Source organism: Bifidobacterium sp. ESL0690, from assembly GCF_029392315.1.
In the GTDB taxonomy this organism is placed as follows: domain Bacteria; phylum Actinomycetota; class Actinomycetes; order Actinomycetales; family Bifidobacteriaceae; genus Bifidobacterium.
The window spans coordinates 763,121-790,017 of the sequence record NZ_CP113939.1 but is presented as its reverse complement, the minus strand read 5'-3'; the positions used below and the strand labels follow the sequence as shown (position 1 = coordinate 790,017).

Here is a 26,897-nt window from a genome sequence, read left to right as displayed (position 1 = left end):
CCATACTCGTACGCAGAAAAAATAAATCCGGTGCAGAATCTCAGGCAAAATAAAACGAAGGATCGTCCGATTAAAATAAAAATCCGCCTGAAAAAAAGGTATCGACCCGTCATCTAAAAGACAACGGGCCGATAACACAATAAAAATAGAACCGGCAGGCCGAAACCCTGCGAACCTACCAAACCGGCAAAATCACCAGTTCATATTGTCGGCGGGCTCATCCACAGGCTCATGCCGCACACCGGAAAGCATCAACGCGCCCAGCTCCGTGGCCGCACGCTCCTCGCGGCTCTCCAGTTCCGGCGTATCGAAATCCTCTTTGGTGGCCATAAGGCTCGTGGCGGCGGGAACGGCGCGGAAGAAGGCAAACAGACCGCGCATGACCACGTCCGGCACCAAAGCGTGGCGGTTGGAGCCGCCCGTCGCGGCCAAAACCAGCGGCATGTTGGTGATGGCATCGCGCGGAACGAGGTCCCAGAACGCCTTGAACAGGCCGGAATACGAGGCCTTGTAAATCGGCGAAGCCACAACCAGACCGTCGGCGGCAGTGATCGAAGCAATGGCTTCGGAAAGACGGTTGCTGGACTCGAAAGTCACCGAGGCCTTCGCGATGTCGACCGCCATATCCTTAAGATTGACCATTTCAACAATGACAACCTTGCCCCGAGCCTCAAGATAGGCCTGGGCCTTGTTCGTGATTTCCTTGGCCAAACGCCGGGTGCTGGAAGGCTCCGAAATGCCCGCATTGACCACCGTCAAGCGGTACTGCTTCACATCGGCCTCCGCCTTAGCGGCCAGCGCCACAATGTCTGTCGTCTCCTCAAGACTCACAGTTTTCCTCCCTGCACCTGACAACTTCAATTTTTGAATGTTTGCTTCAAGCCTTGCAAGCGCACCGCGAGGCACACTCCCCGGCAATCCGAGTACACGATAACCACTTGCTAACGTACCACGTTCATACGTCCGACGCGAGGCCGAAACGTCAGGTAGCACTAAGGAAACCGTGATTGTATTCACATTACGCAAATACACGCAAATTATACCGCATAGAAACATCAAACGTTTTATAAAAATTGTATTATGAATACCGAATATTTACGATTGCATCATTGATGCGTTACGACCTCACACTGGCCGTTGCGGCTATCGGTTTCGTCGCGATGCTCGAAACGCTGTGATTGGCGGGATTGGCGGTATTACCGATATTGCCACATCTCCAACGGTACTGCGTTGCCAGTATCCCAGTACCGTTGGTATTTCAGTATTTCCGGGATCACCAGTATTGCCGGCATCCCGGCATCGCGACGAAACAACGCTCTTACGACGCTACTTACTTGTTGGCCTCAACGTGCTTGGCGAACGCCTCGGCGAAGCCGCGCAGGAAGTCTTCGGAGCTCTCAACGGCCTTGCCGTTCTCGTCGAGCCCGGTTGCGGCGTTGAAGTAGACCTCGGGCTGGCCCATGAGCTTCATGTCGAAGAAGAGGGCGACGTTGCGCAGGTCGTGCTGGGCCTGGGTAGCGCCGAGTGCACCCATGGAGGCGCCGATGATGGCGGCCGGCTTGCCGGTGAAGGAGCTCTGGCCCCACGGACGGGAGGCCCAGTCGATGGCGTTCTTGATGACGCCGGAGAAGCTGCGGTTGTATTCGGGGGTGACGAACAGCACGCCGTCGGCGGCCTCGACCTTCTGCTTCATTTCGATGGCCTTGGAGGGCATGTCGCCGTCGAGGTCCTGGTTGTAAAGCGGCAGATCCATGTCGATGTAATCGAATTCGACACCTTCGGGCGAAAGGCGCTCAACGTTCTTGGCGAGGCTCTTATTGTAGGAATCCTTGCGCAGCGATCCGACGAAAACGGCAATCTTGGTCATGATATTGACTCCTTGAAGTTGTGTAATTTTTGCTTATTCATTTCTTCATTTACAAGCGAACTTGTAGGAGCAATACTAAACAAGACCTTACGTTGTGTCATATTTTGCTGGGAGGCAAGCGGGAATAAATCTGCCGGTTTGAATCTGTCTAATTATTGTGTTGAATATTGTCCTGTCAAATTTTACACGAACCTTGCAATTGCAACGTTTTCGCTCTCTTCAAAGCCGGTCAGTACACTTAAGATATTTAGTGGAACCTATCGAAAACGGAGGGAAATTGAGCGTCGATTTGACCATTATCAGCCCGCTTTCGTGGGTTCAGGACGCCTTCAAAGAGTATTTCGACAAACTTCACATGAGCGATAGCTCACAGTCGAGTATCGCCTTTACCGGCACTGGTTTCACGAAAGAAAAGACGCCTCTTTCTTGTGATGCTATACAGATGAAACCGCAGAATCATAAGGAAAATGAGCGGGTTTCTTTAGACGGTAAAGCCATATCGACAACACAACGAACAGCATCGGCAACACGGGCACAATCGGGAAATCTTTTCGATAATTGGACAGCCACTTATGACTACGGTTTCGAGCCGGCTCGTGAGATCACAAACACTACTGCTGTATGGATTACAGCCGATTTGCTGATTGCCAACAATGCCTGGAGAATTAGACACGGTCTATCGCCCCTGCTTTTTGACGCACCGGCTCCCGATTGGATAGCCCGTTTGCCCCGAAAATTAACGCAACGAAACGTCGTCATCGTCTCCGTCTCCGAAATTCGCGCATGGAACGAGCTACCAGAAGGACTGGGTGAACGTCCTTGGTCGCAGTTGAGCCGCGGACGGGTGCCGGAATTCAGAGCGGCACGAAGAAATCTTGGCGAATTGCAGCACGACCTGAGCCAGGCTCCTGAAAATTCACTGATTACCATCAACACCCATATCGACCGCATCCGCGAAGAATGGTGCGTCATTGTCAGCGGTGGAAAAGCCGCGGCTTCCAGCGGATATTGTGTTCACCGCTCGGGCGATGAAGACAGTCACGACATTCTCACCGTCTTCGACGGGGCGCGATTCCATGATTCCTACCGTGCCGCTGCCGAATCGGCGGCGACCCAGGCCGCCCAGGCAAGCCATCTTGATAATGCCAGTATCATCGTGGGATTTCGGGATTTCATAGAAAACAAAATGCCATTACCCCCATCCGCAGTTCCTCAGCCAGTGATTATCGAGGCCGATCCTGTTTGGTGTACCACGCCCTATCCATTTCAAACCCCCGACGAAATCAACGCTTTTTTGCAAGCGATAGCGGATTGCCGGATAACCCAAAGTGACGATGGCACGTTCAAGAAACGAAACGGACAAAGCGTTCCGGAGAGCGACATCTACGTTCCCGACCCGTGGATGGTCAGCCATGCCGAGCATCAGTATGACCGGTTCTAGGCAGCGGATTTCGTACGTATTAATAATTTCCTTTGATTATTACAAAGCGATACTTCATAAGCCCCTCTGCAACCATCACAAGAGTTATGACCAAGTATGAATGCCACCAAATTTTGACGAAACGAGAAAGCAAACTGGCGAAGGACACAGCAGATTCGGCCAAACCGTCGAAAAGAGTATCCTTGAAAACAGAGAAACACGGCAATGACGAAGACGAACAGACGAAAGAGGATGCACGATGAAGTCCAATCCCAAACACGGCCCGCGTCACACGAACAATCCTGCAGGCAACACTTCGGTTCATAAAGCATCGCCGCTGCCTCGACTTTTGGGAGCGGGCATCGTCGTGTTGGCTCTGCTTGTTGTGGTGGGCGCGGCGCTGTTCTTCGGTATGCGGAGCCACAACGCTTCCACGTCTGCCAGCGATGCCGCGGCCTCGAACGTCGCCATCAACAAGAAGAGCACGCCGAAGCCGGTCTTGACGCATCATGGCAACTCCCCCGACTGCCCGGACGACGATTGCATCGCCATGTTCGTCAACGGCGACCTGCTCTTCCACGAGGGCCTGTGGGAGCATTTCCAGAACAACCCGAGCGCTACCGATGGCACTGCCTTCAACTTCGACCCGCTGTTCGCGAACATGAAACCGTATATTCAGGCTTCCGACATTTCGGTGTGCGAGTTCGAGACGCCGATCGCCCAGCGCGGCGGGCCGTATTCCGCATACCCAATCTTCAACATTCCCCCGGAGGTGGCGGACGCCGCGGCGCATGTCGGCTATAACGCGTGCACGCACGGGACGAACCATTCTTGGGACCAAGGCAGCGCCGGCATCGCGCGGCTGTGGGACACGCTTGCGGCGGATGGCATCGCGCAGACCGGATCGTACAAAACCGAAGAGGATTCGAAGAAGCCGCTGGTCATCAACTCCCCCACCGGCGGTGGCAAGCTTGGGCTGATTACCGGGACGGTTTCACTCAACGGCATGACCGCCGATCAGGATTGGCAGGTCGACAGGCTGCGCGAGGCGGGCGACCCGAATCATGAAGCCGACATCCAGAAAGCCGTCGCCAAGTCGAAAGCGGCACGGCAGCAGGGTGCGGACGTGGTGGCGATCGCGATGCACTCGGTTCAGGAATATCTGACGAAAGCCGATTCGTGGCAGGTCTCGGAAGCGCACGAACTCGCGGATACCGGTGCCTTCGACGTCATTTATGGGGCCGGATGCCACTGCGCACAACCGATCGAGAAATATCACAATACGTGGATTGTGTACGGGCTGGGCAACGCGGTGACCGTCACTTCGCACATTCCCGGCAACGAGGTCAACAATCAAGGTGTGAGCGCGCGCATCCAGTTTGCGGGTAAGCGCGGCAAGCCTGGCACATGGCGGGTCAACCGCATCGACTGGGTGCCCACCGCCAATATGCAGCAAGGGCAGTACCGATGGTGTCCGATCGCCAACGACCACCCCAACGGCATCTGTTGGGACCCGGGTACCGACGCGAAACAAGAGCAACGTATCCACGACGTGATCTATTCGCTGGGCGCCGATACCAATGTCGTGCGCGAATGGCGGCTTACCGACGAACACCGCCAGAACAAGTAGGCGGATTCCTGTTTAAGCGAGGAAACAACGCTAATAATAAAAGGCTGCGGAAAGTTGATATCTCGCTTTCCACAGCCTTTTGTTATTATCCGAAAATTGAGGTTCACGCCATCGACGCGCCAAGCTCCTTGATCGTCTCAATCTGTTTGGCAGCGGCCTCGCGAGCCTTCACCGAATCGTCGCCCATCTCGAGATTGTCGACGTAAACCAGCTCGGCATCCTTCACACCGCAATAATGGTGGAACATGTAGTAGATGACCTGGTTGTAGATGGCGTCGTGGATGCCGGACTCGTGGTACCACTGCTCTGAGCTGCCAGTGAGCATGATGAAGCGGAACTTCTTGTCGGCGATCACGGACTTGCTGTGGTCCGGGTTGTAGCCGAAGTGGCGGCAGAGCACACGCTCGGTGAAGCCCTTCATCATCGCGGGCATCGAGCACCAGTAAATCGGGCAAACCAGCGCAATCACGTCAGCGTCAAGGATCTTCTCTTGCAGGGCCTTGGCGTCATCGGGCATAGGGCCTTCGTTGAGGTACTGCTTGCGATCGGCCATGCGATAGGTCGGGTCGAAGCCGATGGCGTGCAGGTCGACGAACTCGGTGCTCGCGCCTTTGCTTGCGCCGCCTTCAAGGAACGCTTTGCCGATATATTGTGTAAGCGATTCCGGTTCCGGATTCGCCGTAAATGCTAGGAATTTGGTCATGATTCTATTGTACGAAACGAAGGCGATTATATAAGTGACTTTGTCGTTCTGTGGCAGGTACCACTTTCGTTTGTGTCCTAAAAAGTTTTACAAATACAAACCTCGATGTTATACCAAAAATGGATAAACGAATAACAAAACCGTCCTACAGCCAGGGGAATTGATGTTGCTGCGGGACGGCTTTGAGATGAAAGATTCTAGCGATTTAATAAGCACAATCCGATTTGCGGAACATGTAACGCAGTGCGCTGACACAGAAATAAATCAGGCCGTAGAACCAGATGACCATGAAAACCGTGCCGAACAGCAGCAGGAACATATTGGTCGGGAAGAACTGGAGATGGTAGATGCACATCGTGTAAATCGGCGCGGCTATGCCCGTGAGGATGCCCGAAACCGGAGCGAGGAAACCGACTTTCGGGGCGCTGGATTTGCGCGCGTCGACCATTTTATCGAATGCCGCTTGCTCCTGGTTGGCCACGTCCTTGTTATCGCTGCTGATAAGCGGGAGCAGGTAGGTACGGAACGCGAAATTGACCTGCGAGCGCTGCCACGCTTTCTTGATTCCGAAGCAGACCAAAACGCCGAGTATGACGACAACGAGAGCGATGAGCATGCCCGTGGTTTTGTGGAACACGGCAAGTGGAGTGAATCCCTTCGGATAGGTCAGCAGGCGCAACGTTGAAAGAAGGAGCGCCGTGTAGAGCAATGTGGCCACCATATAGTAGGCGAAGGCGAAAAATTTCTTGGGCTTGAAGAGTTTCGCGGTTTCCGCGTCGGCCTCTTTCAAGCGTTCGTCGGCGTATTCCCTGAACTGGTCACGCAACTGCCTGGTCTCTATTTTTCGCTCCAGATTTTGCTTGCGTTTGGCGAGAATCTGGGCATCCTGCGGGTCCGTCATGATACGCTGCAACGAATCGACACTTTCGATTTTCTTCTGAAGTCGCTTGTTACTTTCGAAAAGCGGCCCTTGCTTTTTGAGAACTTTCCTGCTTTCAACGACGATAACGAGCGCAAGCAGAATCCCCACCAGCGCGAGCGTAACCGCAAACTGCACCTGCGGCGGAAACGCCTTCATTAAATGCCTTAATCCAGTTTTCATACTGCAATCCTTCTCTCTATTTCACTAAATCACAAACTTTATCATCATATAATAATTTATTGATTCGAGGTAGAGCTGGTTCGATAAATTTTGCCGGATTTGTTGGCTTATTCCCAGTTTGTTCTTACTACGGGACCCTCAACAATAGCCGCTACTTCATTTGTAACGTATATTGCAATAAACGAAGTAACGGCCTTAAAATCATGGATTTTTTATCTTATCAACGACTTCATTTGTTGCAGGTTCGAGAGAAGAAGCAAATAAACATTATCGGCTTGTTTGAAAGCAACTTTTAATGGCAAAAAGGTCACCGACTGCATCAATCGGTGACCTTCGCGAACTAGACACTGCCTAGCTTAATCGAGTTCAGGGTAACAGATTTCGTCAGCAGACACAATGTCAAACTCCAGCATCACAAACTGTAGAGACGACACCCATCACTTGATAACGCTTTGAACCTCACTCATACACCGCAACGAGACGACCGCGGACGTCGCCGGCCTGCAGCTTCTTCAAACCTTCGGGAATCTCGCTGAATGGAATCTTGGTGGTGACCGGGTCAAGCTTGCCGGACGACATGAGTTCGTAGACGCCGGCGATGTCTTCCTTGGTGCCGCCGTTCGAACCGCGCAGATCGACCTGGCTCATGATGAGCGCCTTGGTGTTGATGGTGCTTTCGAGCCGGCCCATGCCCACGAGCACCACGACGCCGTGCTTGTTGCACGCCTCGATGGCCTGGGCCGTGGTGGTGCCGAAGCCTGCGAAATCGATGACCTTGTCGAACTTGATGCCGTCGGCGGCGAAATCGGCGATGGACTTCTTCACGTCGATGGCACCCAGGTCCTTGGCCATCGGCCATGCGGACTCCTTGACTTCGGCGACGTAGAGGTTGGCGCCGAGCAGATACGCGACGCGAGCGCCGATCTGGCCCAGACCGCCGACGCCGATGATGCAGACGTTTTCGCCTTTCTTCACGGCCGCACGCGTGGCAACGGCGTGGTACGAAGTCATGCCCGCATCGGTGGCCGCCGCTCCCCTGACGAAATCGACCGAATCGGGAATCGGCACCAACGCCTGTGCCCCGATCTCGACTTTCTCGCCATAGCCGCCATCGAAGCTGCCGCCTGGTGTGCCGGCCGAAGTGGTCGGGCAAATCGCGACTCTGTCGCCGACCTTGAAGCCTTCGACGCCGTCCCCGACCTCGCTGATGACGCCTGCGTCCTCATGGCCGAGCGTAAACGGCACGGTGTGCCCCGTCATCCAGCCCGGATCGGTGAGAAACCCGACGTCCGTGTGGCAAAGCCCGACCGCCTTCATATCGACGACGACCTCGCCCACCTTGGCGTGCGGCTCCGGCACCTCCTCCAACTTCAGCGGCTTGTTAGTCCCGTAAAATCTCCATGCTTTCATGGTTGTGCTCCCTCTTTTAGTCTTTTTATCTTACACTGTAAATAGATGAAATCCCCTGCCGCATCAAAACTGAAGTGAGCCATATGGGCATTCAAGGCATTAAAACCTATCAATGTCTTGTTCAATTACTATCCGATTGCCGAGTAAAGATGGAGTAGCTAAATATAAGAATCTTCAATCGGAGGGTATCCTAAATAGCGATTTCTGAATCTTCATATAATTCTAAGAACCAGAATTTCACATTCCAACAACATGAATATAAACAGCGAATACCATATCTTAACTCTCCAAACCTTATAATTCTTACAGCCCAAACGCTATAATTATTTCAACCAATGCAGTCCCACAAGCAGGAGAGAACAGTGAGCCATTCAGTCGTAGATCTCTTCGCTGGATGTGGCGGCATGTCTACAGGTTTTAGTCAGGCAGGCTTCGGCGTAATTGCAGCATTTGAAGTTTGGGACGCAGCAATTAACTGTTACAATGATAATTTTCCGGATCATAATGCCACAAAAGCCGATTTATCAAATGTCCCCGCAACAGTTGCGATAATACGGCCTCTAAAACCAGAAATCATAGTTGGCGGACCACCTTGCCAAGATTTTTCAAATGCTGGTTTAAGAAAAGAAGGTAATCGTGCCGCTCTCACTGAATCTTTTGCTGAAATAGTCTGTGCTGTTAAGCCTGGTTTTTTTGTCATGGAAAACGTAGCTCGCGCCCGAACAAGCCATTCATACAGTTTGGCGCGAAACTTATTTAAAACTGCTGGATATGGCTTAACCGAACTAGTATTGGACGCTAATTACTTTGGAGTGCCGCAGCATAGGAAGCGGTTTGTTGTCATAGGCTCCCAAAAACAAACGGACAATTTTCTTAACTCAAATTTACTGTCACAAGAGACTCTCTTACCTTTAACAGTACGTGAAAAATATCCCGATTTCCCAGTTGATTTTTATTATCGTCACCCCCGTTCATACTCACGAAGGGCAATATTTACTATAGATGAGCCAGCTCCAACAATTCGAGGAGTCAATCGTCCTAAACCACCCACGTACAAACCACATAAAAATGACAAATCATTGAGCAAAAATATTACTGCACTCTCATATAAACAGCGTGCTTTATTACAAACATTCCCTAATGATTATATTTGGAGCGGTACTAATACAGAAAAAGAACAAATGATTGGTAATGCTGTTCCTGTCGAATTTGCTCGTCGAATAGCATCTGCTTTAATGTCTTTTATCAACAAACAAGAACCCCAAAAATCCTTTATCAGCTGGCTACAATCTGGAATGACTAACGAATCCGCAAAAGATGTACTCTCTCATTTGCGTTATGCAGATCGGATTTTACCTTTCGTTGAAGATGATTTCAATGCAGAAGATTACAACAAACAACTGGAAAAATGTTTTAAAAGAACAAAACTCTCTTCTACAAACCAGCAGAAGATACGTAGAGCTATAAACTTATTCAGCAATTACCAACTTGGTATTGATTTTATCCGATTAAGTAGATGAATACGCAGATATTAACTACCTCACTTTTATGACTTATCTTATATCTGCGTATTCTTTCAAATTGTTAATACACGTAGTTAAAAATTCGCCTTCAATTCTGAAATATAGTCATCTAAGCCATTTTCTACGAAACAGTTCCAATAGGTCTGAATATCTGAATCCATATAATCATTAACCGTCGTGTGGAGTTGTGCAAGCTCTGCATCATCTGGAATCTGAGGTTCAGGGAAACGAATGACTTTCACCTCATTCTTAATCTCACGTGCCTTATTGATATGGTCAATTAATTGATTTAATATTGCCACAAGTTCAATATATGTTTTCCTGTCCAATTTAATAGTCTCACTCTGACTATCATAAAGAGTTACCTCTGGTCTGTCGTTAGATAAATATGCAGGTATATCATCATTGCGGGTTGAAATAATTCTATAATCATCAACCCCTCTGGTCGCCCATCCTGCACCCGCTTCGAACATACAATAATCGCTTGTTCTGAAAGCAGGCGTTGTAAGATACACAACAAAACTATTATCACTTACGATATTTGCTTTTATCTGAGACTCTAGACTATCGCTTCTTTCATACCTGTCAATATCATCATCGGCCGAAGTATAGAAAAACTCTTCTTTCTTAACATTTCTATGCTCTAACAATTTGTATATAAAATTAGTAAATCTTGAATCTTCGCTTTTATGCGAAAGAAAAATCTTATATGTGTCCTTTGCTTCAACACCTCCTTTAAGCTGCTGACTCATGACAGAAATAACATCAGGTTTTTGATTATCAGGAATCTCGCTGTTTGACGATACGTATTCACTAAAATTCCCTACTGCTTTTTCTTTAGCCGTCTTTTCGACTCTTTTTTCATCTTCGCGTAATTCTTCCGCAATATAATTGCGATAATTAATCAAATATCGTACCAGGGGGCGAACTAACTCTTTAAGAATTTGCCAACGATCATCAAATTGATCAAAACCTTGTCTGCTGGAAGTCGCAATATCAGGGAGTAAATCATCGTCCAAAACATCAAAACTGATTTCACCCTCAATATAATTCACAAAAGCCTGAGTAATACCTAAATCATCGAGTATATTTGCAACAGCGAGTTTATTCCGAACATATAATCGAATCTGTGAAGGATTAAAGAAACGATTCTTTTCAAAGCGAGAATCATTTTCTTTCGCTACAGAAGATTTGATAGTAGCGTGCAAACCAATCCAACCTGTTAACCTATATGGAATCAGAGCATAATCATTGCTTGTCTTTATACGCCCTTGGTTTTGTTCCAACACTTTCGTGTCTATCTGAGTAATTGGAACTTTCAGCTGCCCACAGAAAACAGAATGCTTATTAAGTATACCTTTATCGCCCAATACCGGAGCATCTAATAAATTGAATCCACAACTAGAAAAAGGTCCTACATGAGCAGTTCTCATCAACGGCTGTAAACTAGTTTTAGTATGCGGAATTTTTACTTGATGATTTCCTTGCTTGATTTCTCCAATTTCTGCAGGTTCATCCGCAATATCAGGATAATTCTCGACTATGAGTGCGAAGTTTTTAAATGCAACTGCTTTTTTGACTTCATCAAATTGAGGATGATCATATTCCATATCATTTGTAGCAACGCAAAGAAAAATATGTTGATCAGGCAATGAAGATTGCAGGAAATGATTAGCCAGCAAAGCAGACAATCCATCAAAAGCCTTCGGTCCCAATCCAGATAAATTTACATTTGCTAATTCAAGCACTGTTCCCGAAAGAGATTTTCCCCACTCGGGGTCAATCGGATTAACTTCAGTATTCGATACCCGATTTATACTAGGCTTTTCAATAGAATTATCTTGATAAATTGATGCATCAAATTTCCATGTGCTGAAAGAATCATTCGTTTTTGTCTGAATTAGATATTTATTTGTTAAATATAGTGCAGCTAGTTTTCCTATACCCTTTCTACCCATAACCGATCCATTCAAGATTGAATCGGTTACAGAATCATTTTCATAGTCAGCTTGTCTTCTGTCAAAGCCGACTTTAATATATGCATCCAACCCAGCATCAGACATTCCAGTTCCATTATCGGTAATCTGAATTTGCGCCGACTCTTTATGGTCAGGGCGCCCATCTATAAAAACAGAAACACGGTCAGCTCCTGCGTCCAAACCATTTGAGACCAACTCAGATACTGCCGACCAAGCATCTGAATACAAATTTTTCCCAAGTAATTTGAGCGCAGTCCAAGTAAAATCGAATTCTTTCTTAACCTGCGACATTGCAATGACCTCTTTTCCTGTTTTAAAGCGATTTAATTTTTTCTATTATAAAGATTAAAGCCAGAAGGATGCGATGACAAATTTTAAGCAATATTTTGAAGTATAGCTAACTCTATCTATGATAGTTTTGTCAATTCCACATAGTCCATAAACAAAATCGTCAACCGGTCTTCATCAGAATGGCAGGGCTTTTCAGCACCAAAAGCTTTGTCGACTACTCGATCGAGAGCTTCGTGAGCCTTGATAAGATCAGGATGCATAGTTAGTGGATTATATAGGTTTGCTAGTGATTCCTCAGGATAACGGTCACGAACCTCCTCGATATACTGACCAACTTCGATTATGCGCTGACGCAACTTGTCACCGACACTGGGCAACGGCAAGTTATTCCACACAACAGTATTCGAAAAACGATAATCTGATTTCAAGCGACCACCGATTGTTTTCTGCCAAGTAATAAACATACTTGATTCAATGACAGCAAACGCAAAGCCGTCTAAATCTTCTGTAAGAAAACAAGCATTCCCTAAAACCACATCGGCATCGAATCGCCGACATGTCATATATCTACGATTTCTTGAAAAATGGCTAGGAATCGCAAGGTATGGCACTGTAGGCTGTCTATCCTCTGCAAAAAGCTGCGGTGTCTCAGACATTTTCTGAGTAGATGCCTTAGTACTAGCCAATCTAAAATCCCTTGTCTTAGTCAGATGCTCTTTTAAAGTACGTGAAGCAGAGAGCTCATTTAAAGGCGTATCTTTCAGCCAAAGACAATATCTAGTACTTCCATCAATGAGTTCTCGAGCACCAACAAATCTACGTATATACTGACGGGCTATTCCATCGGGATGTTCATCTAACGAAATACTGAATCCACCTCCATCGGCAGGCTTTGAGCCATAAACTGCAGGATTAAGCAGAGGACTGAGAGGAGTCATTCTCTTTTCTGTAAAAATATTCGGACCATCAATAAGGTATCCATTAATATGGTTCGCCTGCTTCTTAAAAGGAGTATCCGTTATCCTCTTGTAAGTGAATAGTTGTGGGGGACGAATACGATCACTCGATTTGTCCATTCCAACAATCACAACATGGACATGGGCCATGTCGCTAGATTGCGCAGCCCACGCAAAGGTCTGATGAGCAAAACTTATACGCCAACCTTCGGAGAAAAGCGTTTCAAATAGTGCCGCCACTGGCTGCCCTTCGGCAATACTATTTGTAGACACAAAAGCAAATGCAGAACCTGGTGTATTCGCCAGATACATTGAAGCTTTACGATACCAACTTGTAGAATAATCAAGATATCCGTTATATGATTTCCCCCATACAGTTCTCATGTCCTCCTTCTGATTCGAGTCCATAAGATAAGCACCGATAAATGGCGGATTGCCCATCACATAATTGCATCGTGTTCCTGGCAGAAGTTCATTCCAATCATAACGCAGAGCATTTGCTTCTACGATATTGCCGGCATCATGCAACGGTAAGTGATCGAGCGCCTGTCCAGAAATACTTTCAGTGGCATCGAGCGCCTGCTGCTGGGCAATCCACAGAGCAGTTTTGGCAACACTGACAGCGAAGTCGTTAATCTCGATGCCATGCATCTGAGCGATGGAAACCTTAACCAAAGAGCCAGCATCAGTCCCCTCACCAAAATCGATGACTCCTTGTCGATGGAGTAAATGCTCCAAAACTCTATTCTCGAGTTTACGGAGCTCGAGGAATGTCTCAGTCAGGAAGTTTCCGGAGCCGCAAGCCGGGTCAAGAAATTGCAAACCCGCAATCTCGTCTTGGAACGCATGAAGATGCTTCTCCCGTGTAGGTTCTGAAACTTTTTCTGTTTCTATTCGGGATAGCTCTGCTTTCAAATCATCAAGGAAAAGCGGATCAATGACACGGTGGATGTTCTCAACCGTTGTATAGTGCATACCTCCCGCACGCCGCTGGTCATGACTAAGCGTCTCCTCCATCAATGAGCCGAAGATGACCGGGCTAATATCTTTCCAATCGAAGGAATCTCCGGCATCAGTAATGGCGGTCTGAATTTCACCACTAAATTGAGGAACTTCAATAGGTTCAGCAAATAGGCCACCATTTACATATGGGAATAGTTTCAACTGGTCATCAAGATATGGGTCACGCTCATCATATGCGGTATTAAGCACGTCGAATAACGCAAGAATGCCAGTTCTCAAACGTATCGGTTCAAATGTCTTAACATAGGAAGTGAATGAGCCCGAGGGATTAAATAAACCAGCATCCTCAGCATAAAGGCAAAATACAATGCGAACAGTAAGCACGGCTAGGGCATGATGCGACTGTGAAGAATCAGGATCGATATATTGTGCAGCTAAAGCGTTATGAAGGTTGGCGACTAAGACGCCTGCCTTCTCAGAAAGCTTCTGTTGAGCGACTATACGCGAATGCTCCGGAGCAAAAATCTGCTCGAAAATCGAGAGATGATCTGGAAGTTCATCTAATGTAAATTCTTCAATTGGAGGCTTAGCGGCGGCAGGGTCAGCATTCAAATCATAGAAACGGAAACGTTCGAAGTTGCAGGTGCAGATGACAATAGGTTTCTGATCTGCTGGCAGATAGTTCGCATATCGCAAAGCCTGTTCCACAGGTGTCACTTGAGAATTTTGACGCTGCTCTGCTTTGTCGAGACTGATTCCCAAGCTTTTCTGCTCGACCAGAAACTTAGCATTGGGGCATAAAACATCGATATAGCCACCCTTGGCTGTCTGATGTTCGAACTCTGTCTCATCGAGTGCATTGCGTCTGCCAAGAACATCCTGTAGCAGTTCAATCCAAAACCTCTGGGTTTCTTGCTTTTCATCGCCCCGTCCTTGCCACTTCTTGGCGAATTCCACTGCTGCTTTTTGCTCCGTTGTGCTCATAAACTCAATTTTAACGAAGGCAATAGTCAACACCTGAACGTATAGACCCTAGGGATATAGGCCAAATTGTGTGTCTGGCGGTTTGGTTTTCTAGTAGGTCTGGTTGGGGTTTCTGGTGGCGGTGTGGAATTCGTTCCAGTGGGTTATAGGCCAAAAAGAGTTGGTTTAGAATCTGTTTTCCGGCCGGTCATGTGCTTGTTCCGGCCCATCCGTGTCTGATGCCGAAGCCTGATTCGTAGGCGTTCATGGTGGGTTCGCCGGGGTCGGGCAGCTGGACGGAGATGCGGTCGGCGAAGGGTTCGTCGCCGGTGGCGGACTCGGCCAGTCTTGTCTTTTCCCTTCGCCGCGCTTCGCGGTCGTGTCGGGTCTTGAGGTAGGCGTCGAGCGGGGCCCCGGTGTCGGGGTGCGGGCTTCTCGTGTAGCATTTCCATTCGCAGGCGCGCATCATATGCTTCCGGGGCATGCCGCGGTGGTCGTCGAGCATGCGCTTGATCGGGCTGTTGATTCCGCCCTCGAGCCCGTTGGTGTCGCGGGGCACCTCGCCGCCGGCCAGGAGGGCGGGGTCGGTGTAGGCGAACAGGCTCCCGTCCCGGAACAGCTTCTCGAGCCTTTTGTAGCAGCGGCGGAGTCGCTCGTGCGTCCACCACCATTTACGGCCCGCCGCGTGTGCCGGGTCGTCCTTCGCCGTGGTGCGTTCGTTGACCATGTCCTTCCACCGCTCATACCAGGCGTTCAGGCCCTCGCCCCACCGGGCCGCCTCCTCGGCCGTATGCACCTTGAACAGCCGCGAGGACAGCTTCTTCAGTTCCTTGGCGGCCTGCGTTTTGGGCTGGTGGGTGAGGTCGCGGCCGGTGTCGCGGTGCACGTGCACCAGGCAGCGCTGCAGACGGGTCCCCGGCCACTCCGCGGCGGCCGCCCGCTCCATTCCCCGCATCCCGTCGCTGACCAGCACGTCGGGGGCGGGCACCCCGCGGAACAGGGCCCGGTATTCCGCGATCGACTCGTGCGCGCACCAGCGGATCCGCACGACCAGGCCCGTGGTCCCGTCCATCGGCACCAGCAGACAGCGGCCGTTGACGTAGGTGCCGTCCGTCTCCAGGACATGGCTCTTCGTTCCGGGCACGGGGATGACGGGGTCGACCCGCCAGCACCATTCGCGGTCGCGCCTGAACGAGCGCCCCTCCTCGGCCAGCGTATGGCCGCCGAGCAGCCGGGCGACGAACGAGTCCAGCTCCCGGCGCATCGCCTTCCTGCCTTTGGGGTCGTGGAACACGCCGTTGACCGAGCATTCCGGGCAGTGCCACCGCTGCGCGCCCTTCCGGTCATGCCCGTATTTCTCCATCCGCCCGCCGCACGAGGGGCAGCGTTTCGCCCTCTTCGATCTCGTCCTCACACCGCTCAGGACTACCGGAAAAGCCCCCTAAAAACCCGTGGGAAAAATAACAGGACGAAACGCCTACTCCCACAAAGCCAAACCCCGGTTATAACCAACTTTTTTTGGCCTATAACCCGTTCCAGTCGATGCCGGTGCCCCAGGTCTCCGGCGTGCCGAGGGTGTGCGCCGCGCCTTCGGGCGAGTGTTCCCATGCCCGTTCGTTGGCTTCCTCTATCTGTTCGTCGGTGATGGCGTGGCGGGCGAGCCATGCGGGGCTTTCGGGGTGTTCGGTGTGCGCGTGGCACCACCAGCAGATGGCCTTGATCTCGTGGGTCAGGGGCATGCCGTTGTGGCTGCGGAGCATGTCGCGCAGCCGCCGGTTCCATGACTCGACGAGGTTGTTGTCCGGCGGTATCGGTCCGTCGCACTCCGGCTGCATGGTGATGAAGGTGTCCATGACGTGTTCGGAGATCCGCCTGCGGATCATGGTGCGGGCGCGCACCAGCCTCTGGTGGGCGTCGGCGACGGTGCCGTCCCTGTATTGGCTTTTCTCGTCCAGGAACCCCTTCCATTTCTGTTCCCATTGGTTGTAGGCGGCGAGCCAGTCCGCCATCATCGGCCCGTCCTTGACGCGGCTGAGCTGCCGGGCCAGTTTCAGCAGCTCGCGCCCGGCCTCGAGTTTGGGCCGTTTGCCGGTCAGGGCCGTGATGTTCATGCACACGTGGAACAGGCAGCGCTGCATGCGCGTGCCGGGCCAGACGGCTCTCATGGCCTTGCCGATGCCGTTGCCGCCGTCGCAGACCAGCACCCTGGGCGGGGCGATGCGGCGCATGAGCTCCATCCAGGCCCGGCTGTTCTCGCTTCTGGCGACCCGCCAGCCGATGACGTGCCCGTCGGCCACGGCGATCAGGGCCACGGCCCGCCGGTGCAGCCAGATGCCGTCGACCTGAACCACTTCATGGCGTTCCCCGACCAGCGGGACGGGCGGGTTCAGACGCCACATCAGCCCGTTGCCGCGGCGCAGCGTGCGCGCGGCAACGCCCGTGCCGGCCTGCGTGCTCCCGGAGAACAGCCATTCCAGGCCTTTCCTGAGGTCCTCGGAGGCATGGTCGTAGGAGCGGGTGCGCGACGCCCCGCATCCCTTGCACCTCCAGCGGGTCCTGCCCGCGCTGGTGGTTCCGTTCTTCTTCATTCTTCCGCCGCAGGCGGCGCACAGGGGTGTCTCCATGCCTCCATCGAACACGGCACATTCGAACAGGCCGGAACCCATGCGGCACAACGGCCCCGGTCCCGTTCCGGACACACATTCTGGCCGCCCCCGAAAGTGTCCCGGCACACTTTCGAACCGGCTCCGGGCCATACGGCACAACCCCTCAAAACCGATTACAGACACACAATCTGGCCTATAACCCAGACCCTAACTCTGATAAGTTTCCCAGCATATTTTATTTATTCATCGACCATTTTGACAGAAGATTGCGAACTTTTTCTTCCGTTACTTCCCTATCTTGGTATTCATCGTTCCGCAATGCCAAATACGCAGCACCAAGCGCAAATGCTTGTTCATCATTCCATTTTGAATTATTCAACCGATAATTTTGAACCGCAGTTTCGAAATCTTCGAAATCGATAACATCTTTTATCGTAGCAACATCAACTCGAAAAGTTTTGTGCGGTAAAGAAGCACTTTTAGTAATCAGTCCTTTAACAAAAGCAAGAACTCTTCCTTCTTCCACGAAATCTATTGGTTCTGAGAACTCGATAAATTCTTGCTGTGAAAATAAGAAGCGAGACAAACGAACGAAACATTCAAATAAATCATCATTCATCTGACTAACAATTGGTACAAGGTTCTGGCGCTTAAGATGCTCAAGACAGATATTCGATATCTCTGCACACAAACGCTTCCCTTCTTCATCTTTACAAAAGATATACGAATCCATTCTCGCAGTTTGATATATCGTCCATGTCTCTATTTGTTTTTCTCGATAGTCGGTTGAATCAAAAGCCGGTGGATTATATCTGGTCGGACTATATACATAGGCTGAAGCACCAAGAAATGCAGTAAGAAGTAATCCGGCAATTGTGCCGCATGAAACCACTTGATTAAGTTCCTGAGATATGTCACTTCGTGGTTGGATACAGGTAAGCAAAGCAAGAATTACTTTCTCCACTTCTTGAATGCCTACGGAAGTATCAGCGGTCGCATCATATACGTTAAAAAAAGTAATTTAAAAAACAAGTAATGCGAGATCGTTCAACATCCATTATTCGAGTAAGAATGTAATCTGCAAATTGTTCTGATTCAATAATCTCTGATTGCTGATATTCCGACAAATCAACATCGAAAAGCAAGGAGTGCAAATCTTTCTGAGTAAATCTATCAGCAGGTGGCTCTAACTCAAAATACGAATCCACGTAATTCGAAAAACAAATAAATCTGTACTGCTCATCTTTCACGACGCTCTTTAAAGAGTGCTCATCTAGCGCTCGATCTACAGAAGGGAATAGCACGGATAAAGCATTTTTCCGTGTGTCCCACAGTTCTGAATTCTTTGCTAATTCCGAATCATCACCGAGAAGTAACTGAAGTTGATTAACCCGTGTGTCAAACAGACGCTTGGAGAATAGTTCTGTGACTGAACTTTCTGGGACAAAGGAAAGCAATTGTTTATGCTGTGCAATCCAGTCCCATAAGGGCATATCAAACACTTCCAGTGCCGTTATACCTACTAAATCGCCAAATGCAACTTCATCACCAATTAAAGAATATCTAAAGCGGAATTCATTCATGAATCGGTTAACGTCTCGAGAGGTAGTCATGTATGGTCGTAAGCAATTTTCCAAGATTGCTCTTTCTCGAGGACCAACAATATTGTCCTTCTGAGGAAAATCTTCCATTGGTGATTCCTTACGTAACTCATCTACAGCAACATCGAATATTTGCGCGGACAAAGGATCCGGCAAACGAACCGGAACTTGGACTATTTTCTTCAAGTATTCTTTACCATCAATATGACCACGTTGTTCTAGCGCTTTTTCAACAACAGTCTGATCGTAGAAAAGTAAATATGTAACGTAGGGGAATTGCCCCACAGCTTTGATTGCTGCGAATAACTCATCTACTTCTTTTTCAGAAAGCCTGTCTATATCGTCAATGAAAACGAAAATACGTTTCTCTGCTTTGTTCAATTCCTTTCTTACTTTCTTCTGAGCTTTACGAAGAGCATCTACAGAATCATCTATTTTCAATGCATTAGATAAGTAATCGAAGGCCAGAGACAAATGTTTAAGAACCTTAGATGAAGGAATGAGATTCGAGACGAACTCTACTTTATCAGCCTGCGCAACCGCACGTTCTTTTGCTTTCTGAACATGCGGATGTAATTCGGATGAGATACTTTGGAAGAAGAGCGAAACTAAATCCGAAGTCCCGGTAAACATCCAAGGGTTAAAATCTGTAATTTGTAATTATAAAATCCCTTGGCTTTTTCTTTTCCTTTCTAAGTTCACGTTGCAAAAGATTTTTAACCGACGTTTTTCCTGAACCCCAAGGACCAGTCACACCTACAACAAGACCATTATTATTTTCAGTCGACAATAAATAACTTGCTAACCGAGCAACATATTTCCCGCGGTTATAGCGGTCTTGGCTTTCAAAATCGATTGGAGCATCATCTAAAAAGCACGATTCCTCTTTGGACATTGAAACTCCCTAATTCTGACACATACTTCTTATTAAACAAATATTCTTATGAATAACAGTGTAGACAAGGCCGATCATCTGGAATCAACAAATCAATTATTCAAGGAATCTAAACTTCATCGTAGCAAACTGGCATCCATTATTTGAGAGCTTCATTAAAGCTACCAGTATTGGACATGCGCTCCAAACAGCCACAATTGTTGCTCTTCCTAATATGCAGTAACTTTGACGTACTATTATCAATCTCTTCGAAAGATTGAGTACGACATGAATAACATTATTATGGATAAGCCTTCTAAGGCAAAACAAAAAATATTTATGATAAAACAACGACTTGCATAGATAGACGATATAACAACAGCTTCAAAAGTTTACCAACAGGATGAACATGTAAGTTTCTTTTTATTATAATAGAATAAAACTATGGATCAAACGCAAAATGTCACATCTATGAAACCACATGATGGTAGCTGCGAGGCAGCTTATGGTCAAAGGTGTAAATGCCATTGTCACGGCGGCGGGCATCGTAGAACTTTTGTAGAACGTGCCTTGTGGTCAGGTTATGGCCCTAACCACAAAGACACTTATGATAAGTTTTCCAGTGATTTAGACAAAGCATTCGGGCCAAATTTTAAAAGTTTATTTGATACTCCAAAAGAAAATCCTAAGACAGAGAAACAAGAAATTGCATGTGGCAGAAGGAAATGGAAAATATTAAATCCTTCTAAGACTATTCCGGAAACAGGTGCTCTCGCTTCTCAAATAGAGCAACGTATTGTTGATACCAGCTTACATGATTTATTTATCATGGTTTGGAAGCTACCTAGTATTCCGACAGGAAAATTAGAAAAATGGAAGAATATTAAAAAATATTTAATGCCGACTTCATTACCTGATTTACCTCCTTCGAACGCAAGAAGCGGTTTTTTATGGTCTGCCGAAATGTCAGCAGTATCAAACTTAATATTCAAGCTTGATGAAGTCCCAAAGGAAGAACAACTGACACAGTTATTAATCCAAGAATTAAGTGATCCTCGTTATTCAGTAATTGCTTTTCCACGTGCTAAAAAAGCTAAATATGTAAATGAATTAATCATTGCAGGAAAACCAGAAAAGGATAACATCCAGAATCTGGCTCAAGACCTATCTACGAGGATAACGCAAGCAGCAAGGCAATTAAATAAGGAACATAAAAAAGAAGAAGTACTCTTTTTAACCGAATTTATAGGCAGTGCAAGTTGTTTGGATCTATGGAAGCAACCTGCAGCTGTACATTTTTGTTTACAACCGTTATTAAAGGAACTGTCAGGATATACCACCAACCATGGTTTTCCAAGATTGCATGAGCCCGAAGATGCACAAATATTAATTAACAAATATCTAAAAGATCGTTGGGGAACTAACTGGTAAAAGCTCTAGATACTATAGAATACTAAGAACTCATTACACAAACCTATACTGCATATCCTCGGGAATCTGGGCTAGAAGTTCGTCTTTTGTCAGCTCGAAGGCGCTCGGGTTTACAGCCTGCTGTGGAAGAGCGTTGCCCCAAACCTTTTGACACATAGTAACCAACGTGTTGCCATCGACCAGCTGGATGTTGCATTCGCGCGCGTAAGTGATGGCTTGCGCGGAATAGCTGCTGGTTGTGATGAAAATCAGGCCTTGTACTTGCTGAGTTTTATTCGCACCGACGAGCTTCTGCAGAAGCGGACGACCAATATGATGGTTGGGGTCGAAGCACTTGCATTCAGCGATGTAGGTGAGGTCATCCTTCGTCAGTTTCAAATCGAAACCACCGTCGTTGGTGGGAGGCGTGACGGAAACCCGATAGCCGTATCGCCGGTAGAGATCGGCGCAGAACGGTTCGAAATCGGTGGGATGGGAGGAGAAGCTGTCGACAATGGCCTGGATCGAGGTGGCACGTTGCCGCACTTTGACCCGCTGAATCACCCGCTGGCGCTTGAAAGATTCCATGCCGGAATAGCCGATTGCATTGCCGTGATGGCGCATCTCAAGAACGAAATCGTACAAGGTTAACGGGTTCTTGGACTTGAACGAGAAACCAACCACCTCAAGAACGCTCTTCGGCTTGTTGATTTTGTTGTTTGAGCGACGCTGATCAGCTGTTCCGTCCTTTTTAGGGAACTGCCAATACGGAAAACGCAAGGTGAAATTGCCAATGTCTTCAGCATCTCTGGACCGACCAATCCTGATTCCTTTCGGCACTTCAACATTGCAAGCCTTACGAACCTTTCCAGCCAGCCAAATCTGACGCAATTGACGCAGCAACAAGACAACCAGGATGATGCCCGCAACAGCTATCGCCAGCGGAATCACGTAAGCCTTCAACAGCGGTATGAGCTTGTCGCTTAGTCCGAAATCAGTCATAAATAAATATTACCTTTAGATAATCCCTATCCCAACAACTGCAACAGGTCGTCCTTCGTGAGGTTCGAGATGCCGGCGGAGGTGCCGGTGCCGGCCTTGTCGACGAAACGGTGGGCCAGGTCGCTCTTGGATTGCTGCATCTTCAGGATGCGCTCCTCGATGGTGTCCTTGGCGACGATCTGGTAGACGTTGACGTCCTGGGTCTGGCCGATACGGTGGGCACGGTCAGTGGCCTGCTCTTGCGCGGCGGCGTTCCACCACGGGTCGGCGTGCACCACCACGCATGCGCCCGTGAGGTTGAGGCCCGTGTTGCCGGCCTTCAGTGAGATCAGGAAAACCGGGGTGTCGTCGGAGTTGAACTGGTCGACCAGCTCGAGGCGCTTGCGCTTGGGGGTGGCACCGGTGATGACGTTGTAGGCGACGCCGTTCTTGCGCAGACGTTCGGCGATCAGGTTAAGGAAGCTAGTGAATTGCGAGAAGATCAGCATCTTGCGACCGGCATCCTGGCAGCTGGAGACCAGCTCTTCGATGGCATCGAGCTTCGCAGACGTGACCTTACGAGGCTTGGTTGACATTCCGGCTTTAGAAATATCCGAAGCGTTACGAACCGTTGAACCGTCATTCCCTACAATCGCGTTTGCCGACGCATCGGCGGTCTCACTGAGCTCATCGATCGGCTCGTCGTCGGCACGTTCGATCTCGCGGGTCGGCGCGCCCCAGACGTGCGCATCCTTCTTGACGACGTTGCTGCCGACATTGCTGAACAACAGGCGCGGGTCGCAGCAGGCCTGACGCAGGCGGGTGAGCTGGGCCAGAATCTGAATCTTGCCGGTCTTGTATTCGATATCGCGCTGTTTGTTGAGCGTGGCACGAAGCTGCTGCTCGAGCGCGGCATACAGCCGACGCTGCTCCCCTTCAAGCTGGACAGTGATGACGTTCTCGATCTTGTCCGGCAAGTCCTTTAACACCTGCGACTTGAGACGCCGCAAAATGAACGGGCCGACGAACGCCTGCAACTTGGCCTGAGCGTTTTCGTCGCCAGAAAGAATCGGCATTTCGAAGCGGTCGCGAAAGTGCTTATAGGCTCCCAGCATGCCGGGCATGAGGAAATCGAAGATGCTCCACAACTCGGAAAGCCGGTTCTCGATCGGCGTACCGGTCAGGGCGAAACGGTGGCACGCACTGACGGAACGCACGGCATGGGCAGACTTGGTGGCGTGGTTCTTGATATATTGCGCCTCGTCAAGTGTCATGCAATAGCATTCGAGGCCTTCGTAATCGTCGATATCGCGGCGCAGCAAATCATATGAAGTAACCAAGACGTCGGGCGCAACCCATTGCGGTGTGTCATCGTCATCCATCGGCTGCGGGCTATCGGCACTTTGCCAGCCGTCGTCGCTCGATGCGGATACGACACGATCATTGGTGCGCGCAGCGGAAACCGACGGATTATAAGTCAGCTGCTTCCCCGAGACCAACAGATTAGAAGTCAGTTGCTCGCCATCAGAATCCTTGAGCATCTGATTGTGGTTCAGAAGGTCAGCATCATCCATCGAAATATCGAAACTTGCCTGCTGCGGGTCGGAAACACGCTGATTAAGAGTCAGCTGCTCCGTTTCGTCGGTATTCGAACCTGAATTATCTGACTTATTGCTTTCCACTCGCATTCCAGATTTGTCGACTTTACCAGTGCCAGACGCCTTCCTGCCCTCATACCAAGCCTTGGTATTTTTGAGCGTCGCACGACGGGCGGCCTTGGAACCTGCGAGCACCTGCACGTTGAGCTCGGGGGCGAACTTGGCACATTCCGCAGCCCAGTTGTAAACCAGCGAGGCCGGGCAGACGATGAGATTCGGGCCGACCTGGCGCTGTTCGTCACGACGCGACACCAGATACGAAAGCATCTGCACGGTCTTGCCCAAGCCCATTTCGTCGGCCAGGATGCCGCCGAAACCCTTGTCGGCCACGGCGTTGAGCCAACGGAATCCTTCGACCTGATACGGACGCAGCACGTGCGCGAGCGACTTCGGCACCTTGTAGGTCTTCGGGTCGATGACGCGCAAATCGTTCAGGTAGCTGCGGAATTCGTCGCTCTTGTCCTCGTCCTCTGCTTCGTTATCAAGGTAATAAGCCTCGTAAGCAGGCACGGAGACGGCTCCGGAATCGAGGTCGACCGGTTTCAGGCCCAGGTCGTTGCTGACCTCGTCCAACTTGCTGGTGTCGACATCGGCCATATTGACGAAGGCACCGTTGCGCAGGCGATGGAACTTACGGCGCTTGCGGTAGCTGTTGAGCAATGCCGGCACTTCGGACGGGTCGATTTCGTCGGCGATCGGCGAGATTTCGACCAAACCAGACTTGATGGACAGACCGATCTTGAAAACGGGATGCGGCGAGGAAGTGAGCCCGTCGAAGCTTGGCGTGGAAAACACCTCTCCCAGACCCCGCAAAACAGGAAGCCCCTCGTTCAGCAGCTTATAAATCGCCTTGTCGTTATCCTCCTTGATGCGCGCGATTGGGCCGTCGGGCATCGAGAAATACTGACGCACGGCCTCCACGGCCAAGCGTTCGGTTTCACGGTCTCGGGCGACCGGTTCGTTCGGGCCGATACCGGAGAAGACGTGGAAGCGTTCATCGCCATAACGCGCCTGCACATCGCAGGTGATGCCGTTCTTGTCGCGGTCGAGATACGTTTCGATATGGCAAGGCACGCGGCGCATCTTGATGAGTTCAGGCGGCAGCTTGACGGCAATTCCGTGGTGGGACGTGCCGCGAGATGTAGCTGGCGTGAGGTCATCGGTTACTGCGGATTTCGTACCGGAGGTTTGGTCGGTTCCGTTTTGTGACGATTCGTCTGAAGCCGTTTTACCAGTACCACTTTGTGATAGGCCATCCGAATCTGTTTCACCGAACACGGAATTATTGCCGGATTTATCGTTCTCACCGGCATTACCAGCGCTATCGGTGTCCTCAGAATTATCGGAACCATTATCCTTGCCAGCCCCATCGCCACTATCCGAAGGAACCGGGTCAAGCGCGGGCAGTACGGTGCGTGAAAACTCTTCGATATCGTCACTGCTCAAATACAAATCACCACGTTCGTCTCCGGTACAGAGCACCCCGAGCAGGTTGCGGTTCGTGGTCATTGCACTGGAGCAACGATGAATCTCAGGGGTATCCAAGCTGAACGCACGGCTCGCATCCGGCGATCCGACAACTACAAACGACGAGCCTCGTCCGATAATGAATTTCTGGATATTCAGAGAGTGACGGATTACGTAACCGGATTTTTGCGACGATTCTTTATCGTTTTGTCGCGTAGATTTACGGTGCGGTTGCTGTGAATTATTTTCGCCATCATCCTCATTCTCGGCGCGAACGACCTCAAGACCCAAATCAGGATCACCGTCAACCACGCGAACCGGAATGGCCGACGCAAAATTGCCATGCAACGGTACATAATCAAGCGTCACATCCGCATCGACGAACAAATTCAACAATTCCGAAGTTTCGTCGTCGGAAAGCCGCATTTCCTGGGATTCCGCCTTGCTCTGGTAGAACTCATAATCACCGGAAACGCTTTTGCGGATCTCGATGGCGCGTCCGAGAATGGCCAGAATCGAGCGCGAACGCTCGTCGAACGAATCGCGGGAATGCACGAACGCGAGCTTTTTGCCGTAGGTGACGAATTCGCGGCGCTGAACGGCCTCGACCAACGCGCGCACGTCCTTGACGACGTAGGAGATTCCCTTGGATGGCACTGCAATGTGCAGGCGCAAGTACCAATCGCGGCTGGAATTTTCCAACATCGGGCGCAGCACGACCGAGCCGATGGGCATGTGCCGGCTCAGCGCCACCCCGCTGCCGATGTCGCCGGAAGCGCGGCTGCTGACTTCCTTGAGCAAATCTAGCTGACGATTTTTGGCTTGTTCCTCGAGCGCCGAATCCTCGTGCTGCATGAACGAACGCAATGCACGCGACGTGCGACGAACGATCCTCTGTCGGCGAGCGCCAAGTCCCGTTCCACCCCGCGAACTCGAAGCGGCCACACCGTTGCCCAGCTCCTCGAACTTCTGAGGCGTGTCATTGTATTGCATAATCAGCGCGATGACATGCTTGCAGATGGCACCAAACCGGCCAAACGCCGGGCAAGTGCAGTCCGAATCGATAATCTCGCCATGGTTCTCATCAATCCGAGCGCTCACCGCGTAATCGTCCGCGAATTCGTCGGCAGGCTCAACCGATGCGGCCAGCAACGTGCCGTCCTCACCGGGAGTGCAGGTCAGGCTGTGCATACGACCGCTGGAAATGACCTCGTAGGCACGATAGAAAGCTTTGCCGCCGCGCTGGCGCAGGACCTTTTCAGGAACGGCCGGCTCGTTGGCGCCGAAAGTCACGCCGCTGTCAGGGTCAGCAATCCCGCCGAACGTATCGTTGTCGGAACCTGACCCAAGCCCGAATCCCCCTGAGCTCCCGGTTCTCGACCCGTACACCGACGCATGCCAATCCAAATCGCGTTCCTCTTTTCACGGCCTATCGCAGCCGATTCAATCCCAAATTATCGCCGGTCTCGATATCATCAAATATCATCATCAAA

At 50.1% G+C, this 26,897-nt stretch carries 18 protein-coding genes; 4 read left to right on the top strand and 14 right to left on the bottom strand.

Annotated features, from left to right (window positions below; all coding sequences use genetic code 11):
* Positions 1–192: 192 nt before the first annotated feature.
* Positions 193–831, bottom strand: a complete 639-nt coding sequence (locus OZX62_RS03130; RefSeq protein ID WP_277176559.1) for a CE1759 family FMN reductase — start codon at positions 829–831, stop codon at positions 193–195.
* Positions 832–1,330: 499 nt separating this feature from the next.
* Positions 1,331–1,867 carry an NAD(P)H-dependent oxidoreductase gene (locus tag OZX62_RS03125; RefSeq protein ID WP_277176558.1) on the bottom strand — a complete coding sequence of 179 codons (537 nt, stop codon included), beginning with the start codon at positions 1,865–1,867 and terminating at the stop codon, positions 1,331–1,333.
* A gap of 277 nt (positions 1,868–2,144) precedes the next feature.
* Here OZX62_RS03125 and OZX62_RS03120 point away from each other — a divergent pair, with 277 nt between their 5' ends.
* Together OZX62_RS03120 and OZX62_RS03115 are read left to right on the top strand one after the other, a co-directional pair.
* Positions 2,145–3,308: a hypothetical protein gene (locus OZX62_RS03120; protein WP_277176557.1), complete on the top strand. Its 1,164-nt coding sequence runs from the start codon at positions 2,145–2,147 to the stop codon at positions 3,306–3,308.
* Positions 3,309–3,699: 391 nt separating this feature from the next.
* Positions 3,700–4,917 (top strand): CapA family protein, encoded by a 1,218-nt coding sequence (locus OZX62_RS03115; protein WP_277177009.1) that lies wholly within the window; start codon positions 3,700–3,702, stop codon positions 4,915–4,917.
* 103 nt (positions 4,918–5,020) lie between these two features.
* Here the strand turns inward: OZX62_RS03115 and OZX62_RS03110 are convergent, their stop codons facing one another.
* The 3 genes from OZX62_RS03110 to OZX62_RS03100 form a co-directional block, all read right to left on the bottom strand.
* The gene (locus OZX62_RS03110) at positions 5,021–5,620 is read right to left on the bottom strand and encodes an NAD(P)H-dependent oxidoreductase (protein ID WP_277176556.1); all 600 of its coding nucleotides are present in this window, start codon (positions 5,618–5,620) and stop codon (positions 5,021–5,023) included.
* A 205-nt stretch (positions 5,621–5,825) separates the two neighbouring features.
* The gene (locus OZX62_RS03105; RefSeq protein ID WP_277176555.1) at positions 5,826–6,698 is read right to left on the bottom strand and encodes a hypothetical protein; all 873 of its coding nucleotides are present in this window, start codon (positions 6,696–6,698) and stop codon (positions 5,826–5,828) included.
* A 483-nt stretch (positions 6,699–7,181) separates the two neighbouring features.
* Positions 7,182–8,132, bottom strand: coding sequence for a zinc-binding dehydrogenase (locus OZX62_RS03100; protein ID WP_277176554.1), 951 nt, complete (start codon positions 8,130–8,132; stop codon positions 7,182–7,184).
* Between the two features lie 362 nt (positions 8,133–8,494).
* On the opposite strand from OZX62_RS03100, the gene dcm reads away from it, so the two are divergent.
* Positions 8,495–9,652, top strand: coding sequence for a DNA (cytosine-5-)-methyltransferase (gene dcm, locus OZX62_RS03095; RefSeq protein ID WP_277176553.1), 1,158 nt, complete (start codon positions 8,495–8,497; stop codon positions 9,650–9,652).
* Positions 9,653–9,729: 77 nt separating this feature from the next.
* Here dcm and OZX62_RS03090 read toward each other — a convergent pair whose 3' ends face one another.
* The 7 genes from OZX62_RS03090 to OZX62_RS03060 all read right to left on the bottom strand — a co-directional run bounded on the left by OZX62_RS03090 (position 9,730) and on the right by OZX62_RS03060 (position 19,909).
* Entirely contained in the window at positions 9,730–11,925 is a 2,196-nt protein-coding gene (locus tag OZX62_RS03090) for an ATP-binding protein (RefSeq protein WP_277176552.1), read from the bottom strand.
* 116 nt (positions 11,926–12,041) lie between these two features.
* Positions 12,042–14,828, bottom strand: a complete 2,787-nt coding sequence (locus OZX62_RS03085) for a DNA methyltransferase (protein ID WP_277176551.1) — start codon at positions 14,826–14,828, stop codon at positions 12,042–12,044.
* Positions 14,829–15,015: 187 nt separating this feature from the next.
* Positions 15,016–16,221 (bottom strand): IS1249 family transposase, encoded by a 1,206-nt coding sequence (locus OZX62_RS03080; RefSeq protein WP_277175350.1) that lies wholly within the window; start codon positions 16,219–16,221, stop codon positions 15,016–15,018.
* A 109-nt stretch (positions 16,222–16,330) separates the two neighbouring features.
* Positions 16,331–17,431 (bottom strand): IS1249 family transposase, encoded by a 1,101-nt coding sequence (locus tag OZX62_RS03075; protein WP_277175349.1) that lies wholly within the window; start codon positions 17,429–17,431, stop codon positions 16,331–16,333.
* Positions 17,432–17,648: 217 nt separating this feature from the next.
* Entirely contained in the window at positions 17,649–18,377 is a 729-nt protein-coding gene (locus tag OZX62_RS03070; protein WP_277176550.1) for a hypothetical protein, read from the bottom strand.
* Between the two features lie 43 nt (positions 18,378–18,420).
* Entirely contained in the window at positions 18,421–19,647 is a 1,227-nt protein-coding gene (locus tag OZX62_RS03065; protein ID WP_277176549.1) for a P-loop NTPase fold protein, read from the bottom strand.
* Positions 19,648–19,654: 7 nt separating this feature from the next.
* Entirely contained in the window at positions 19,655–19,909 is a 255-nt protein-coding gene (locus OZX62_RS03060) for a P-loop NTPase fold protein (RefSeq protein WP_277176548.1), read from the bottom strand.
* A 423-nt stretch (positions 19,910–20,332) separates the two neighbouring features.
* On the opposite strand from OZX62_RS03060, the gene OZX62_RS03055 reads away from it, so the two are divergent.
* On the top strand, positions 20,333–21,319 hold the full coding sequence (locus OZX62_RS03055) for a hypothetical protein (protein WP_277176547.1): 987 nt from the start codon (positions 20,333–20,335) through the stop codon (positions 21,317–21,319).
* Between the two features lie 33 nt (positions 21,320–21,352).
* On the opposite strand, the gene OZX62_RS03050 is transcribed toward OZX62_RS03055, so the two are convergent.
* Both OZX62_RS03050 and OZX62_RS03045 read right to left on the bottom strand, forming a co-directional pair.
* Positions 21,353–22,300, bottom strand: a complete 948-nt coding sequence (locus OZX62_RS03050) for a restriction endonuclease (RefSeq protein ID WP_277176546.1) — start codon at positions 22,298–22,300, stop codon at positions 21,353–21,355.
* Positions 22,301–22,326: 26 nt separating this feature from the next.
* Complete coding sequence (locus tag OZX62_RS03045) at positions 22,327–26,811, bottom strand: SNF2-related protein (RefSeq protein ID WP_277176545.1); 4,485 nt, start codon at positions 26,809–26,811, stop codon at positions 22,327–22,329.
* Positions 26,812–26,897: the final 86 nt, after the last annotated feature.

Bases quoted from the DNA above. Each gene is read 5' to 3' on its own strand.
- OZX62_RS03100 (WP_277176554.1), bottom strand. From the start codon at position 8,132: ATGAAAGCATGGAGATTTTACGGGACTAACAAGCCGCTGAAGTTGGAG.
- OZX62_RS03115 (WP_277177009.1), top strand. From the start codon at position 3,700: ATGCGGAGCCACAACGCTTCCACGTCTGCCAGCGATGCCGCGGCCTCG.
- OZX62_RS03125 (WP_277176558.1), bottom strand. From the start codon at position 1,867: ATGACCAAGATTGCCGTTTTCGTCGGATCGCTGCGCAAGGATTCCTAC.
- OZX62_RS03090 (WP_277176552.1), bottom strand. From the start codon at position 11,925: ATGTCGCAGGTTAAGAAAGAATTCGATTTTACTTGGACTGCGCTCAAA.
- OZX62_RS03060 (WP_277176548.1), bottom strand. From the start codon at position 19,909: ATGTCCAAAGAGGAATCGTGCTTTTTAGATGATGCTCCAATCGATTTT.
- OZX62_RS03110 (WP_277176556.1), bottom strand. From the start codon at position 5,620: ATGACCAAATTCCTAGCATTTACGGCGAATCCGGAACCGGAATCGCTT.
- OZX62_RS03105 (WP_277176555.1), bottom strand. From the start codon at position 6,698: ATGAAGGCGTTTCCGCCGCAGGTGCAGTTTGCGGTTACGCTCGCGCTG.
- OZX62_RS03050 (WP_277176546.1), bottom strand. From the start codon at position 22,300: ATGACTGATTTCGGACTAAGCGACAAGCTCATACCGCTGTTGAAGGCT.
- OZX62_RS03075 (WP_277175349.1), bottom strand. From the start codon at position 17,431: ATGGAGACACCCCTGTGCGCCGCCTGCGGCGGAAGAATGAAGAAGAAC.
- OZX62_RS03065 (WP_277176549.1), bottom strand. From the start codon at position 19,647: ATGTTTACCGGGACTTCGGATTTAGTTTCGCTCTTCTTCCAAAGTATC.
- OZX62_RS03085 (WP_277176551.1), bottom strand. From the start codon at position 14,828: ATGAGCACAACGGAGCAAAAAGCAGCAGTGGAATTCGCCAAGAAGTGG.
- OZX62_RS03055 (WP_277176547.1), top strand. From the start codon at position 20,333: ATGGATCAAACGCAAAATGTCACATCTATGAAACCACATGATGGTAGC.